The following is a 14927-nucleotide window of genomic DNA, read 5'->3' as shown; positions in this document are numbered from 1 at the left end:
GCAACAGGTACCGCTTGGTAGCAAAAATCTTGAGTCAATGCGCCGGCCAAGGTAATTGTCGTTCTCTAGCGCACCATCGTCACAACGGAATTCGAAGCCGTCCGAGCACCAGCGCGCATTGCTTCGCTCCACCGCGACCTTGCCGTCGTGCCGGCGTGCGGACTGGGCATGACAAGGCCGGCGCTCGAGTAGCAGGCCGTAGGTACGCATGACCCGATAAACCCGTTTTGCATTAACGCGAGGTTGGGCCTGCGCGTCCCGGCTTCGCCGCAGCAGCGCCCACACACGCCGGTAGCCGTAGGTGGGCAGCTCGGCAACCAGCCCCCGAAGCTCGGTGACCAGCGGCATGTCGTCCAGGGCTGGCGTCTTGCGCTGGTCGACCCACTCGGCGGGGCGCTTCGATTTGACCGCAAGATTAGAGCGCGACACACCCAGGACTTCACAGACCGTCTTCATCGGTCGTCCCCCGGCAGCAATGGTGAGCGCGCAATCAATTTTTTTGCCCGGCCGTACTCCACTGCTTCGCGGAGGATTTCCACTTCCATGGTCTTCTTGCCCAGCAGCCGCTGGAGTTCGCGAATCTGCTTCGTCGCTTCGACCAGGTCGGAGGCTGGCACCACCTGTTCGCCGGCACTCACGGCTGACAGGCTGCCATCCTGATACAGCTTGCGCCAGGCGAACACCTGGTTCGCATTCACCTGATGGCGACGGGCTACCCCGGAAACGCTCGCTCCGGGTTCGAAGGTCTCACGCACTATCGCGAGTTTCTCCTCGACAGAGCGGCGCCGGCGCTGTTCCGGCTGGGTCAGAACCTCAACGGGTTCTACATGGGAGCTAGGCTTAAACATAGGCGGAAGACTACCTTAAAGTTTAAGCGTTACCTCGTGTCCGGTTTTCGACGGGGCCGTTCCAGGGGCCGCTCCGCCAGCTCGCTCCCGGGCCTTCACCGGGCGCTTACCTTACAATCATCGTAAGCACCTCACGACGACCGTCGTAGACGGCGGCGAGAACCGACATCAAAGTGGTGCCCATCATTTTCGATTTGATGGACATCACTGTGACAGAGTCGGAAGCCAGGCCGGGTAGCCGCAAGGGACGCCCGAATTATGATCGCGAGTTTCGACGCCGGCTTGCGGCCGCGGCATGTGAGCCTGGTGCGTCGGTCGCGAAGCTGGCGCGGGACAATGGCATCAATGCAAACATGCTGTTTGCCTGGCGGCGTCGCTATCGCGAGCAATTGCAGGCGGAAACGACGTGCCTGATTCCAGTGGCGGTGGTTCATGAGACGCCGCCGCAGCGCGTGGCGATGCCCCCAGATGCAAGGGACGTCTGCAACCGGACTGCACGAGCCGGGACGATCGAGATCCGGTTCGGTGACGTGGTAGTCAAGGTCAACGGCGTTGTCGACGCCGACACGCTACGCGTCGTCCTGGGGAGCGTGCGATCGTGATCTCTCTACCCACGGGTACACGCGTCTGGCTGGTGGCAGGCGTCACCGACATGCGCTGCGGGTTCCAGGGGCTGGCGGCAAAGGTGCAGACGGCGCTCGAGGACAATCCGCTGGGTGGCAACGTGTTCATCTTCCGGGGCCGGCGCGGCGATCTCGTGAAGGTCATGTGGGCGACCGAAGACGGGCTCTGGCTTCTTGCGAAGCGGCTTGAGCGTGGTCGCTTCGTCTGGCCACACGCCGATGGCGGCAAGGTCCATCTGACGGCGGCGCAACTGTCGATGTTGCTCGAAGGCATCGATTGGCGGCAGCCGCGTCGTACGGCTGCGCTGTCGATGTTGTAAACCGCGAGGAAGGCTCGTAAACTGCGCCACATGTCGAACGGCGCTGAACTTCCTGACGATGTTGCAACCCTGCGGGCCTTGCTGGTCGAGGCGCGTGCCCAGCTTGCCGAACGCGATCTGGAGATCGGGCAGCTCAAGGCGCAGATCGACAGGCTCAAGCGCATGCAGTTCGGACGCAAGTCCGAGCAGTTGGACCGGGAGGTCGCGCGGCTCGAAACCGCGCTCGAGGACTTGACCGGTGAGCGTGGTGTCGCTGATGTGCGACGCGCCCACGAATCAGGCGCGAGCACGCCTGTGGGCGACGCATCGCCGAAAGAAGCGCTGCCGCCGCATCTGCCACGCGAAGAACGCGTACTCGACGCCGACGCGACCTGCCCGAAGTGCGGCAGCGCCATGCAGCCGCTCGGAGAAGACGTGTCCGAGCAGCTCGCCCGCGTCGCGGCAATGTTCAAGGTGATCCGCACGATCCGGCGCAAGACGGTCTGTCCGTGCGGCCACCACTTCTCGCAGCCGTCCATGCCCGGCCTGCCGATCACGCGCAGCATTGCCCATCCGAGCCTGCTGGCCGACATCCTCGTCTCGAAGTACGCTGACCACGCGCCGTTGTACCGGCAGTCGCAGATTGCCGCGCGCGACGGCGTGAAGCTGGATCCGGCCAGCATGGGACGCTGGGTCGGCCAGTGCGAGGCCCTTTGCGTGCCGCTGACCGAGGCGCTGCGCCGCTACACGGTGGCACCGTCGAAGCTGCACGCGGATGACACGCCGATCCCGGTGCTCGAGCCGGGCAGGAAGAAGACAAGGACCGGGCGACTGTGGGTGTATGTGCGCGATGACACCCGTTCGGGCTCGACCGAACCGGCCGCGGTGTGGTTTGCTTACTCGCCCGACCGCAAAGGCATCCACCCCCAGACCCATCTCGCTGGATTCGAGGGCATCCTGCAGGCCGACGCCTACAGTGGCTTCAACGAACTGTACGAGAGCGGCAAGATCCGTGAAGCTGCATGCTGGGACCACGCGAGACGGTACCTCTACGACGTGCATGCCCGAACGCCTACCGAGGCGACCCGAGAGGTGCTCGAACTGATCGGTGGACTTTACGGCATCGAGGCGGACATCCGTGGCAAACCCGCTGCTGAACGGCTGTGCCTGCGGCAGGAGAAAAGCGTGCCGCTGCTCGCGACCATCAGGACGTGGATGACGGACAAGCTCGCAACGCTGTCGAAGAAATCCGAACTGGCCAAAGCGATCCGTTACTCGCTCAACCAGTGGGACGCGCTCGCGCTGTACTGCGAAGAGGGTCGTGCTGAGATCAGCAACGCCCTGGCCGAAAACGCGCTGCGCTGTGTGAGTCTGGGCCGCAAGAACTTCCTGTTCGCCGGCTCCGACAGCGGAGGCGAGCGGGCAGCCGCGATGTACGGTCTGATCGGCACATGCAAGCTCAACGGGATCAACCCGCGCGCCTACCTCGAATACGTCCTGACCCATATCGCTGACCATCCCATTAACCGCATCGACGAACTGTTGCCCCGGAACGTGGCCACGAAGCTGCCTCGGCAGTCTGGCCCATCGGCGTCTGCTGACACGTAACCCGATTCCCGATCATGCCTCACGCGGGCGCCGCGTTGCGGACGGCCGTCGCGAGGTGCTTACCAATCATCTCTGTCGATGTTGCTGTTGATTTGGGCCGCGTAAACGCAAAAACCCCACCGCGGCGGGTGGGGTTTCTGACGTGGGGGGAGCCTGACGATTACCTACTTTCACACGGGCAATCCGCACTATCATCGGCGTGGAGTCGTTTCACGGTCCTGTTCGGGATGGGAAGGGGTGGGACCGACTCGCTATGGTCATCAGGCATGACGGGTTGCTGCGTCGCAGGGGTTGGAGTCAACCGGTTGCGCCACAGCCAATCGGGAAGAAGCGTAAAGGATTCGTGTGGGGGGTTGTGTTGTTTCTGGCACAACACTGAATCCCAACCGTGCGTTTCTGTTAGCTCCCGCGGGAGTTCACACCAATCCCCTTCGGGGATCGGACCCGCGCAAGTGCTGAAGCACTAACGCGGGTCGAGACACACCTGTTATAGGATCAAGCCTTACGGGCAATTAGTATCAGTTAGCTCAGTACATTACTGTACGTGCACACCTGACCTATCAACGTCCTGGTCTTGAACGACCCTTCAAGGGGCTCGAAGCCCCGGGGATATCTCATCTTAAGGCGAGTTTCCCGCTTAGATGCTTTCAGCGGTTATCTCTTCCGAACATAGCTACCCGGCGATGCCACTGGCGTGACAACCGGTACACCAGAGGTTCGTCCACTCCGGTCCTCTCGTACTAGGAGCAGCCCCCTTCAAATATCCAGCGCCCACGGCAGATAGGGACCAAACTGTCTCACGACGTTTTAAACCCAGCTCACGTACCTCTTTAAATGGCGAACAGCCATACCCTTGGGACCGGCTACAGCCCCAGGATGAGATGAGCCGACATCGAGGTGCCAAACACCGCCGTCGATATGAACTCTTGGGCGGTATCAGCCTGTTATCCCCAGAGTACCTTTTATCCGTTGAGCGATGGCCCTTCCATACAGAACCACCGGATCACTATGACCTGCTTTCGCACCTGTTCGACTTGTCAGTCTCACAGTCAAGCACGCTTATGCCATTGCACTATCAGCACGATTTCCGACCGTACCTAGCGTACCTTCGTACTCCTCCGTTACACTTTGGGAGGAGACCGCCCCAGTCAAACTGCCTACCATGCACGGTCCCCGACCCGGATCACGGGCCAAGGTTAGAACCTCAAACAGATCAGGGTGGTATTTCAAGGACGGCTCCACGCAGACTGGCGTCCACGCTTCATAGCCTCCCACCTATCCTACACAGACCGGTTCAAAGTCCAATGCAAAGCTACAGTAAAGGTTCATGGGGTCTTTCCGTCTAGCCGCGGGGAGATTGCATCATCACAAACACTTCAACTTCGCTGAGTCTCGGGAGGAGACAGTGTGGCCATCGTTACGCCATTCGTGCAGGTCGGAACTTACCCGACAAGGAATTTCGCTACCTTAGGACCGTTATAGTTACGGCCGCCGTTTACCGGGACTTCAATCAGGAGCTTGCACCCCATCATTTAATCTTCCGGCACCGGGCAGGCGTCACACCCTATACGTCCACTTTCGTGTTTGCAGAGTGCTGTGTTTTTATTAAACAGTCGCAGCCACCAGTTTATTGCAACCCCTTCACCCTTCTGGCGCAGGCCAGTCAGGCTACCAGGGCGTACCTTATCCCGAAGTTACGGTACCAATTTGCCGAGTTCCTTCTCCCGAGTTCTCTCAAGCGCCTTAGAATACTCATCTCGCCCACCTGTGTCGGTTTGCGGTACGGTCACTGTGAAACTGAAGCTTAGAGGCTTTTCCTGGAACCCCTTCCAGTTGCTTCGCCACCGAAGTGGCTCGCCTCGCACCCTTGAATTACGCGCCCGGATTTGCCAAAGCGCCTTCTCCAATGCAAGGACCGGGACTTCCAACACCCGGACAACCTTCCGCGATCCGTCCCCCCATCGCATTTCACAATGGTGCAGAAATATTAATCTGCTTCCCATCAGCTACGCATTTCTGCCTCGCCTTAGGGGCCGACTCACCCTACGCCGATGAACGTTGCGTAGGAAACCTTGGGCTTACGGCGAGGGGGCCTTTCACCCCCTTTATCGCTACTCATGTCAGCATTCGCACTTCCGATACCTCCAGCACACTTTCCAGTGCACCTTCGCAGGCTTACGGAACGCTCTCCTACCATGCACATTACTGTGCATCCGCAGCTTCGGTATATGGCTTAGCCCCGTTACATCTTCCGCGCAGGACGACTCGATCAGTGAGCTATTACGCTTTCTTTAAAGGGTGGCTGCTTCTAAGCCAACCTCCTGACTGTTTTAGCCTTCCCACTTCGTTTCCCACTTAGCCATATTTGGGGACCTTAGCTGGCGGTCTGGGTTGTTTCCCTCTTGACACCGGACGTTAGCACCCGATGTCTGTCTCCCGTGATTGCACTCTTCGGTATTCGGAGTTTGCTATGGCGTAGTAATCCGCAATGGACCCCACAACCATGACAGTGCTCTACCCCCGAAGGTGATACACGAGGCACTACCTAAATAGTTTTCGGAGAGAACCAGCTATTTCCAGGTTTGTTTAGCCTTTCACCCCTATCCACAGCTCATCCCCTAACTTTTCAACGTTAGTGGGTTCGGTCCTCCAGCACGTGTTACCGTGCCTTCAACCTGGCCATGGATAGATCACCTGGTTTCGGGTCTACACCCAGCGACTGGACGCCCTGTTCGGACTCGCTTTCGCTACGCCTGCCCTAATCGGTTAAGCTCGCCACTGAATGTAAGTCGCTGACCCATTATACAAAAGGTACGCCGTCACCCCTTCGCAGAGGCTCCGACTGTTTGTATGCATGCGGTTTCAGGATCTGTTTCACTCCCCTCCCGGGGTTCTTTTCGCCTTTCCCTCACGGTACTGGTTCACTATCGGTCGATCACGAGTATTTAGCCTTGGAGGATGGTCCCCCCATCTTCAGACAGGATTTCACGTGTCCCGCCCTACTTCTCGTACACCCAGTTCTTCCATGCTGTTTTCGTCTACAGGGCTATCACCTGCTATGGCCGCACTTTCCAGAGCGTTCGACTAACAATACAGATAACGTGTACCGGCTGATCCCATTTCGCTCGCCACTACTCTGGGAATCTCGGTTGATTTCTTTTCCTGCGGTTACTTAGATGTTTCAGTTCACCGCGTTCGCCTCACGCAGCCTATGGATTCAGCTGCGGATACTCCATTAGGAGTGGGTTTCCCCATTCGGACATCTCCGGATCAATGCTCGTTTGCCAGCTCCCCGGAGCTTTTCGCAGGCTACCGCGTCCTTCATCGCCTGTGATCGCCAAGGCATCCACCACATGCACTTGTTCGCTTGACCCTATAACGGGTGTGTCTCTGGGTCGACCCACGTGAGCGCTTGAGCGCTTACGTGGGTCCCATCCCCGGAGGGGACAGACGCACTCGCTACAGGTTGAGTATTCGTGTTGCGCCGTATTCCAAAGCGATCTCTCGATCACCTTTAAAATACATCGATACAATCACAACCCTGATTCACCTACTCACACACCCATCTCCAGGCATGCTTTCGTGAATCTCTTTACTACTTCTTCCTGATTGTTAAAGAACGACAGCCGGTATGAAGCCTCTGCCTCATACCGCCCTGACTGGCTCAATCGCCAATGCGCAACGCTCTGCCTGCAGGCAGAACACTGCGCATTGAGGATTGGTGGAGGATGACGGGATCGAACCGACGACCCCCTGCTTGCAAAGCAGGTGCTCTCCCAGCTGAGCTAATCCCCCTGTCCCACAGCCATTCCAGCGGCCCCAGCCCTTCAGCTCACCCGACACGACACTGGTGGGTCTGGATGGATTCGAACCATCGACCCCCGCCTTATCAAGACGGTGCTCTAACCGGCTGAGCTACAGACCCCTGATGTCTGTCTGCGTTGCTGCCATTAACCACAGCCGATAAGCGTGAGCACTTGAGTGCAATGAATGCATAGCTCTGGAAAGGAGGTGATCCAGCCGCACCTTCCGATACGGCTACCTTGTTACGACTTCACCCCAGTCATGAATCCTACCGTGGTGACCGTCCTCCTTGCGGTTAGACTAGCCACTTCTGGTAAAACCCACTCCCATGGTGTGACGGGCGGTGTGTACAAGACCCGGGAACGTATTCACCGCGGCATGCTGATCCGCGATTACTAGCGATTCCAGCTTCACGCACCCGAGTTGCAGAGTGCGATCCGGACTACGATCGGTTTTCTGGGATTGGCTCCACCTCGCGGCTTGGCAACCCTCTGTTCCGACCATTGTATGACGTGTGAAGCCCTACCCATAAGGGCCATGAGGACTTGACGTCATCCCCACCTTCCTCCGGTTTGTCACCGGCAGTCTCCCTGGAGTGCTCTTGCGTAGCAACTAGGGACAAGGGTTGCGCTCGTTGCGGGACTTAACCCAACATCTCACGACACGAGCTGACGACAGCCATGCAGCACCTGTGTTATGGCTCCCTTTCGGGCACTCCCGCCTCTCGGCAGGATTCCATACATGTCAAGGGTAGGTAAGGTTTTTCGCGTTGCATCGAATTAATCCACATCATCCACCGCTTGTGCGGGTCCCCGTCAATTCCTTTGAGTTTTAATCTTGCGACCGTACTCCCCAGGCGGTCAACTTCACGCGTTAGCTACGTTACCAAGCCAATGAAGGCCCGACAACCAGTTGACATCGTTTAGGGCGTGGACTACCAGGGTATCTAATCCTGTTTGCTCCCCACGCTTTCGTGCATGAGCGTCAGTATTGGCCCAGGGGGCTGCCTTCGCCATCGGTGTTCCTCCACATCTCTACGCATTTCACTGCTACACGTGGAATTCCACCCCCCTCTGCCATACTCCAGCGCTGCAGTCACCAATGCAGTTCCCAGGTTAAGCCCGGGGATTTCACATCGGTCTTACAGCACCGCCTGCGCACGCTTTACGCCCAGTAATTCCGATTAACGCTCGCACCCTACGTATTACCGCGGCTGCTGGCACGTAGTTAGCCGGTGCTTATTCTTCCGGTACCGTCATCCCTCACGGATATTAGCCACGAGGTTTTCTTTCCGGACAAAAGTGCTTTACAACCCGAAGGCCTTCTTCACACACGCGGCATTGCTGGATCAGGCTTGCGCCCATTGTCCAAAATTCCCCACTGCTGCCTCCCGTAGGAGTCTGGGCCGTGTCTCAGTCCCAGTGTGGCTGGTCGTCCTCTCAGACCAGCTACAGATCGTCGGCTTGGTAGGCCTTTACCCCACCAACTACCTAATCTGCCATCGGCCGCCCCTTGAGCGCGAGGTCCCGAAAGATCCCCCGCTTTCCTCTCCCGAGCGTATGCGGTATTAATCCGGCTTTCGCCGGGCTATCCCCCACTCCAGGACACGTTCCGATGTATTACTCACCCGTTCGCCACTCGCCACCAGACCGGAGTCCGTGCTGCCGTTCGACTTGCATGTGTAAGGCATGCCGCCAGCGTTCAATCTGAGCCAGGATCAAACTCTTCAGTTCAAACCTGTTACTGTTTTCGGGCTCTCTCGAACCCGGTCGCTCACTCAACGTACTGACGATGATCAGTCCGTCTTCCGACAGACAAACCTTCCTCTAATACTGTGTGAGGCTGCTGATACTTCTGCCTGGCAGCAGACTCCGGAGAATCCGCCGCCGCATTCCGCATCAAGCGCCCACACTTATCGGCTGTTAGTTTTTAAAGATCGGTCCGCCAAACCCGCCGCGCCTGAACCACTCCTGCCCGGCACTGCTTCGTTTGCGTCGCTGCGTCTGCAGCAGAGAAACGGGATTATGGAGAACTTCCGCCGGATCGTCAACAGGTTTTATCACCCGCTTAACCTGCCCACCCCGCTGAAACCCTCGCCATCAAAGGCTTCCCGCTTCTCCGCACCCCGGCGTCCGGAGCACGAAAGAGCGGAATTCTAGTCGCCGACATCGGGACTTGCAAGCGATATTTTGACAAGCGTATTAACGGTGCTTGAAAACCGGTTTGCGCTTCTCCACGAACGCGGCCATGCCCTCTTTCTGGTCTTCGGTGGCGAAGAGTGAATGGAACAGGCGGCGCTCGAAATGCACGCCCTCCGCGAGCGTCGTTTCATAGGCTCGGTTGACCGACTCCTTGACCATCAGCACCGCCGGTAGCGGGAATTCCGCAATGGTGGCGGCCGCGCCGACCGCTTCGTCAAGCAGCGATGCCGCCGGGATCACGCGCGAAACCAGTCCGGCGCGCTCCGCTTCGGCGGCATCCATGAAACGAGCGGTCAAACAGAGGTCCATCGCCTTCGCTTTTGACACCGCCCGCGGCAAGCGCTGGGTGCCACCCGCACCCGGCATGATCCCGAGCTTGATTTCCGGTTGACCGAACTTCGCCGTGTCGGCGGCGAAAATGATGTCGCACATCATCGCCAGTTCGCAGCCGCCGCCGAGCGCGAAGCCCGCCACCGCGGCAACGATCGGCTTACGGATCGAGCGAACCGTTTCCCAGTTGCGCGTGATGTAGTCGCCCTTGTAGACATCCATATAGGAGTACGACGCCATCATCCCGATGTCCGCGCCGGCCGCGAACGCTTTCTCGCTGCCCGTCACGACGATTGCGCCAATCGACTCGTCGCCGTCGAACTCGCGCAACGCAGCGCCTAGTTCGTCCATCAGCGCGTCATTCAGTGCATTCAGAGCCTTCGGACGGTTGAGCGTAATCAGTCCGACCCGTCCCCGCGTCTCAACCAGAATGTTTTCGTAAGCCATGCCGCCTCCATAAGGGTTAATCGCACGCGAAAAACGCTTCGCGCATCGTCCATAGTGATGCTACCATTCACCAACCAACCGGTCGGTCAATTATTCGACAGATATTTCCCCAACGTACAGCCGAGCCTCTTTGCCATGACACATCCGCTATTCACCAAGCACGAAGACACGCTGCACCAAGCGCTCGCCGCGCTCGAAACGCGCGGCTACTGGAGCCCGTTCGTCGAGATGCCCAGTCCGAAAGTGTACGGGGAAACAGCCAACGCGGACGGCGAAGCCGCGTTCAAGGCGCTTCTAGACAAAACGTTCGACCTGGACCAACCCTCGACGGAAGAGACCGTCGGCGCAGAGGCTTCGCCGTTCGGCTTCCAGCTCGGCGTGCGTTACCCGAAAGCCGACCCGAGCGCGCTCATCGCCGCATCTGCCGCGGCGCAACGCGATTGGCGCGCGGCCGGCCCGCAGGCATGGATCGGCGTGAGCCTCGAAATCCTCGCGCGCCTGAATCGCGCCAGCTTCGAGCTCGGCTACAGCGTGATGCACACGACCGGTCAGGCGTTCATGATGGCCTTCCAGGCGGGGGGCCCACACGCGCAGGATCGCGCGCTCGAAGCGGTCGCGTATGCCTGGGATCAGCTGCGCCGTATCCCCGCCGACGCGCACTGGGAAAAGCCGCAAGGCAAAAACCCGCCGCTCGCGATGCACAAGCGCTACACCGTCGTGCCGCGCGGCATCGGCCTCGTGCTCGGCTGCTGCACATTCCCGACGTGGAACGGCTATCCGGGCCTGTTCGCCGATCTGGCCACCGGCAACACGGTGATCGTCAAGCCGCATCCTGGCGCGATCCTGCCGCTCGCACTGACCGTGCGCATCGCGCGTGACGTGTTGCGCGAAGCGGGCTTCGATCCGAACGTCGTCACGCTGCTGGCCACCGCCCCGAACGACGGCGCTCTCGTCCAGCAACTGGTCCAGCGCCCCGAGATCAAACTGATCGACTTCACGGGCAGCACCCAGAACGGCACCTGGCTCGAGCGCAACGCGCACCAGGCGCAGGTCTACACCGAAAAAGCTGGCGTCAACCAGATCGTCATCGACTCGGTCGACGACATCAAGGCGGCCGCGCGCAACATCGCGTTCTCGCTGGCGCTGTACTCGGGCCAGATGTGCACCGCGCCGCAAAATATCTACGTGCCGCGAGACGGTATTCGCACCGCGGAAGGCACGCTCAGCTTTGACGATGTCTCCCAGGCGCTTGCCGGCGCGGTGCAAAAGCTCGTCGCCGATCCGGCCCGCGCCGTCGAACTGCTCGGCGCGATCCAGAACGAAGGCGTCGTGCAGCGCATCGACGAAGCCGCCGGGCTCGGTCGCGTTCTCGTCGCGAGCCAGACGCTCGAACATCCATCCTTTCCGGGCGCTCGCGTGCGCACCCCGCTCGTATTGCAACTCGACGCCTCGACCGACCACGTCCAGTTCACGAGAGAATGGTTCGGGCCGATCTCGTTCGTCATCGCGACGGACTCGACCGCGCAGTCGCTCGACCTCGCGGGCAACATCGCCACCGAGCACGGCGCGCTAACGCTGGCGGTCTACAGCACGGACGACGCCGTGCTCGACGCCGCGCACGAAGCGTCGATTCGCGGCGGCGTCGCACTGTCGATCAACCTGACCGGGGGCGTTTTCGTCAACCAGTCGGCGGCTTTTTCGGACTTTCATGGCACCGGCGCCAACCCGGCCGCCAATGCCGCGCTAGCCGATGCCGCTTTCGTCGCCAACCGCTTCCGTGTCGTTCAAAGCCGCGTTCATGTTGAACCGAAAGCGGCGCCCGCGGTAGCTGGCTGAACGGCATAAGAAGGCTTCAGCACAACGCACGACTTCGTCCTATGCCGTTCGGCGGATGGACCGAGTCGCGCGCTCTGACTAACATCAGACATCGGATCGGCATCACGCGCCGACGCTAGTCGAGCGACCGTGCCCATCGGCCAAAGAGAGTTTGAGGAGACACCCCATGTCATATGAAGCGATCCGGCTGGACATCGACTCATCGAGCCACGTCGCCACCATCACGCTGAGCCGCCCGGACAAGCTCAACAGCTTCACGCGCGCGATGCATCAGGAACTCGGCGCGGCGCTCGACCAGGTCGAAAAGTCCGGCGCCCGGGCGCTCGTGCTCACCGGTGCGGGACGCGGCTTCTGCGCCGGCCAGGATCTCGCCGACCTCGATTTCACGCCCGGCGCGATGACCGACCTCGGCGCGGTGATCGATGAATACTTCAATCCGTTGATCCGCCGTCTGCAAGCGTTACCGTTTTCGGTGATCGCGGCGGTCAACGGCACGGCCGCCGGCGCGGGCGCCAATCTCGCGTTGGCCTGCGACCTGGTGCTCGCAGCTCGCTCCGCGAGTTTCATCCAAGCGTTCGTGAAGATCGGCCTCGTGCCGGATTCGGGCGGGACGTGGTTCCTGCCGCAACGCGTTGGCATGGCACGCGCGCTCGGCCTCGCGATCACCGGCGACAAGCTCAGCGCCGACAAAGCCGAGAGCTGGGGCTTGATCTGGCAAGCGCTCGACGACGCCGAACTGGCTCCGGCCGCGGCAAAACTCGCGGCCCAGCTTGCCCAGCAACCGACGCGCGCGATCGCCGCGATCAAGCAGGCGATGCGTGCCAGCACGACGCAAACGCTCGACCAGCAGCTCGATCTCGAGCGTGATCTGCAGCGCCAACTAGGCGCCTCGCACGATTACGCGGAAGGCGTGCAGTCATTTATCGAAAAGCGCGCGCCGCGCTTCGAGGGGCGTTGAGATGTCCACGCAAACCACCCGCCCCGACCAGATGACTGCCGACGAACTCGCCCGCGCGACAGCCGCCGCGATGTACGAAAACGACGCCTGCAGTCGCGCGCTCGGGATCGATATTCTCGAAGTGCGCCCCGGCTATGCGCGGCTGCGCATGGCGGTGCGCGACGATTTCCTGAACGGCCATCAGATCTGCCACGGCGGCCTGATCTTCACGCTCGCCGATTCGACCTTCGCCTTCGCCTGTAACACCTACAACATCAATACGGTTGCCGCCGGCTGCTCGATCGAATACCTCCGGCCGGTCTACGGCGGCGACGTGCTGAGCGCCGAAGCGGTCGAGCAGACATCGAGCGGGCGCACTGGCATCTACGATATTCGCGTCACGAATCGCGCCGGCGAGACCGTCGCGATGTTTCGCGGCAAGTCGGCACAAATCAAGGGCAACCTGATTCCCACCGGCGACTGACATTGAGCGGCGGCAAGCCAGAGCCGCCCTCGCGGACAACTGTCTGCGTGGCTCTCTGACGCCAACGCGTTACATATCAGACTCAGATACTGAGGCAGCAAGGAGACACTCGATGAGCACCGCTCTTCCGCTCGATCCGATCGAGACCGCCAGCCGCGACGAGCTCGCCGCGCTCCAACTTGAACGGCTCAAATGGTCGCTCGCCCATGCGTATGAAAATTCGCCGGTGTACCGGCGCAAGTTCGACGAAGCCGGTGTTCATCCGGGCGATGTCAAGTCGGTCGCGGACCTCGCGCGCTTTCCGTTCACGACGAAGAAGGATTTGCGCGACAACTATCCATTCGGCATGTTCGCGGTGCCGCAGGAGCAGATTTCGCGAATCCATGCATCGTCTGGGACGACCGGCAAGCCGACCGTCGTCGGCTATACGGCGCGCGACATCGACACGTGGGCGAATCTCGTCGCCCGTTCGGTACGCGCCGCCGGCGCGAAACGCGGCGACAAGGTGCACGTGAGCTACGGCTACGGCCTCTTCACGGGCGGCCTCGGCGCGCATTACGGCGCCGAGCGCGCGGGGCTCACCGTGATTCCGTTCGGCGGTGGCCAGACCGAAAAGCAGGTGCAGCTGATCCAGGACTTCCGGCCGGACATCATCATGGTGACGCCGAGCTACATGCTGTCGATCGCCGACGAACTCGAGCGCCAGGGTATCGACCCGGCTAGCTGCTCATTGCGCATCGGCATCTTCGGCGCTGAGCCCTGGACCAACGACATGCGCGAGGCGATCGAAAAACGCATGGGCATCGACGCGGTCGACATCTACGGTCTCTCCGAAGTGATGGGCCCGGGCGTCGCCTCGGAGTGCGTTGAGACCAAAGACGGCCCGACGATCTGGGAAGACCATTTCTATCCCGAGATCATCGACCCCGAAACGGGCGAGGTGCTGCCCGATGGCGAATTCGGCGAACTCGTGTTCACGTCGCTGACGAAAGAAGCGCTGCCGATCATCCGCTACCGCACGCGCGATCTCACGCGCCTGCTGCCGGGCAGCGCCCGCACGATGCGGCGTATGGAAAAAATCACGGGTCGCTCGGACGACATGATGATCGTCCGTGGCGTCAATGTGTTCCCGACGCAGATCGAAGAACTACTGCTCAAGCAGCACGCGCTGGCGCCGCACTATCAGATCGTACTGACGAAGGAAGGGCCGCTCGACGTGTTGACGCTGAATGTCGAACCGTGCCCCGAAAGCGCGCCAGATACTTCCGCGCTAACCACCGCGAAAAACGCGCTGGCGTACGACATCAAGGCGCTGATTGGCGTAAGCGCGGTGGTTAACGTGCTGGCGGTGAATGGAATCGAGCGCTCGGTGGGCAAGGCGCGGCGGGTGGTCGACAAGCGCAAATCGGGGCTCTAAGTCAGGCAACCGGCAACGACTCGCAGCGTAAGAGCCCAACAAAAAACGGCGTCACGCACGGATCCTGATCCAAACGTGACGCCGATTTCCACG

General features: G+C 60.4%; 8 protein-coding genes, 2 tRNA genes, 3 rRNA genes and 1 pseudogene. 7 read left to right on the top strand and 7 right to left on the bottom strand.

Going from position 1 to position 14927, the window contains the following annotated elements; all coding sequences use genetic code 11:
* Window positions 1–72: 72 nt before the first annotated feature.
* A pseudogene (locus OKW44_RS31850) lies at window positions 73–848 on the bottom strand (transposase); the annotation flags it as partial.
* Between the two features lie 209 nt (window positions 849–1057).
* On the opposite strand from OKW44_RS31850, the gene tnpA reads away from it, so the two are divergent.
* The 3 genes from tnpA to tnpC are packed head-to-tail and all read left to right on the top strand — an operon-like array spanning window position 1058 to window position 3378.
* Complete coding sequence (gene tnpA, locus OKW44_RS31845; protein ID WP_280783934.1) at window positions 1058–1450, top strand: IS66-like element accessory protein TnpA; 393 nt, start codon at window positions 1058–1060, stop codon at window positions 1448–1450.
* Window positions 1447–1791 (top strand): IS66 family insertion sequence element accessory protein TnpB, encoded by a 345-nt coding sequence (gene tnpB / locus OKW44_RS31840; RefSeq protein ID WP_026225368.1) that lies wholly within the window; start codon window positions 1447–1449, stop codon window positions 1789–1791. The genes tnpA and tnpB overlap by 4 nt, the downstream gene beginning before the upstream one ends.
* A gap of 30 nt (window positions 1792–1821) precedes the next feature.
* The gene (tnpC, locus tag OKW44_RS31835) at window positions 1822–3378 is read left to right on the top strand and encodes an IS66 family transposase (protein WP_280784741.1); all 1557 of its coding nucleotides are present in this window, start codon (window positions 1822–1824) and stop codon (window positions 3376–3378) included.
* Between the two features lie 151 nt (window positions 3379–3529).
* On the opposite strand, the gene rrf is transcribed toward tnpC, so the two are convergent.
* The 6 genes from rrf to OKW44_RS31805 form a co-directional block, all read right to left on the bottom strand.
* Window positions 3530–3643, bottom strand: a 5S ribosomal RNA gene (rrf, locus tag OKW44_RS31830).
* 226 nt (window positions 3644–3869) lie between these two features.
* Window positions 3870–6751, bottom strand: a 23S ribosomal RNA gene (locus OKW44_RS31825).
* A gap of 346 nt (window positions 6752–7097) precedes the next feature.
* A tRNA-Ala gene (locus tag OKW44_RS31820) sits at window positions 7098–7173 on the bottom strand.
* A 53-nt stretch (window positions 7174–7226) separates the two neighbouring features.
* A tRNA-Ile gene (locus OKW44_RS31815) sits at window positions 7227–7303 on the bottom strand.
* 79 nt (window positions 7304–7382) lie between these two features.
* Window positions 7383–8915, bottom strand: a 16S ribosomal RNA gene (locus OKW44_RS31810).
* Together the 16S, 23S and 5S rRNA genes with 2 tRNA genes alongside form the textbook arrangement of a ribosomal RNA operon.
* Window positions 8916–9383: 468 nt before the next feature.
* Window positions 9384–10160 (bottom strand): enoyl-CoA hydratase, encoded by a 777-nt coding sequence (locus OKW44_RS31805; protein ID WP_018420137.1) that lies wholly within the window; start codon window positions 10158–10160, stop codon window positions 9384–9386.
* A gap of 135 nt (window positions 10161–10295) precedes the next feature.
* Between OKW44_RS31805 and paaN the strand changes: the two genes are divergently transcribed.
* The 4 genes from paaN (at window position 10296) to paaK (ending at window position 14834) form a co-directional block, all read left to right on the top strand.
* Window positions 10296–11996 carry a phenylacetic acid degradation protein PaaN gene (paaN, locus tag OKW44_RS31800; protein ID WP_018420136.1) on the top strand — a complete coding sequence of 567 codons (1701 nt, stop codon included), beginning with the start codon at window positions 10296–10298 and terminating at the stop codon, window positions 11994–11996.
* A 166-nt stretch (window positions 11997–12162) separates the two neighbouring features.
* Entirely contained in the window at window positions 12163–12954 is a 792-nt protein-coding gene (gene paaG, locus OKW44_RS31795) for a 2-(1,2-epoxy-1,2-dihydrophenyl)acetyl-CoA isomerase PaaG (protein ID WP_018420135.1), read from the top strand.
* 1 nt (window position 12955) lies between these two features.
* Window positions 12956–13417, top strand: coding sequence for a hydroxyphenylacetyl-CoA thioesterase PaaI (paaI, locus tag OKW44_RS31790; RefSeq protein WP_018420134.1), 462 nt, complete (start codon window positions 12956–12958; stop codon window positions 13415–13417).
* Between the two features lie 112 nt (window positions 13418–13529).
* A complete protein-coding gene (gene paaK / locus OKW44_RS31785; protein WP_018420133.1) occupies window positions 13530–14834 on the top strand; it encodes a phenylacetate--CoA ligase PaaK in 1305 nt (434 codons plus the stop codon).
* Window positions 14835–14927: the final 93 nt, after the last annotated feature.

This window comes from Paraburkholderia lebeckiae (assembly GCF_050436325.1).
GTDB lineage: Bacteria > Pseudomonadota > Gammaproteobacteria > Burkholderiales > Burkholderiaceae > Paraburkholderia > Paraburkholderia tuberum.
Note: the sequence above shows the minus strand (reverse complement) of the source record. Positions and strands in the feature narration are given on the sequence as shown.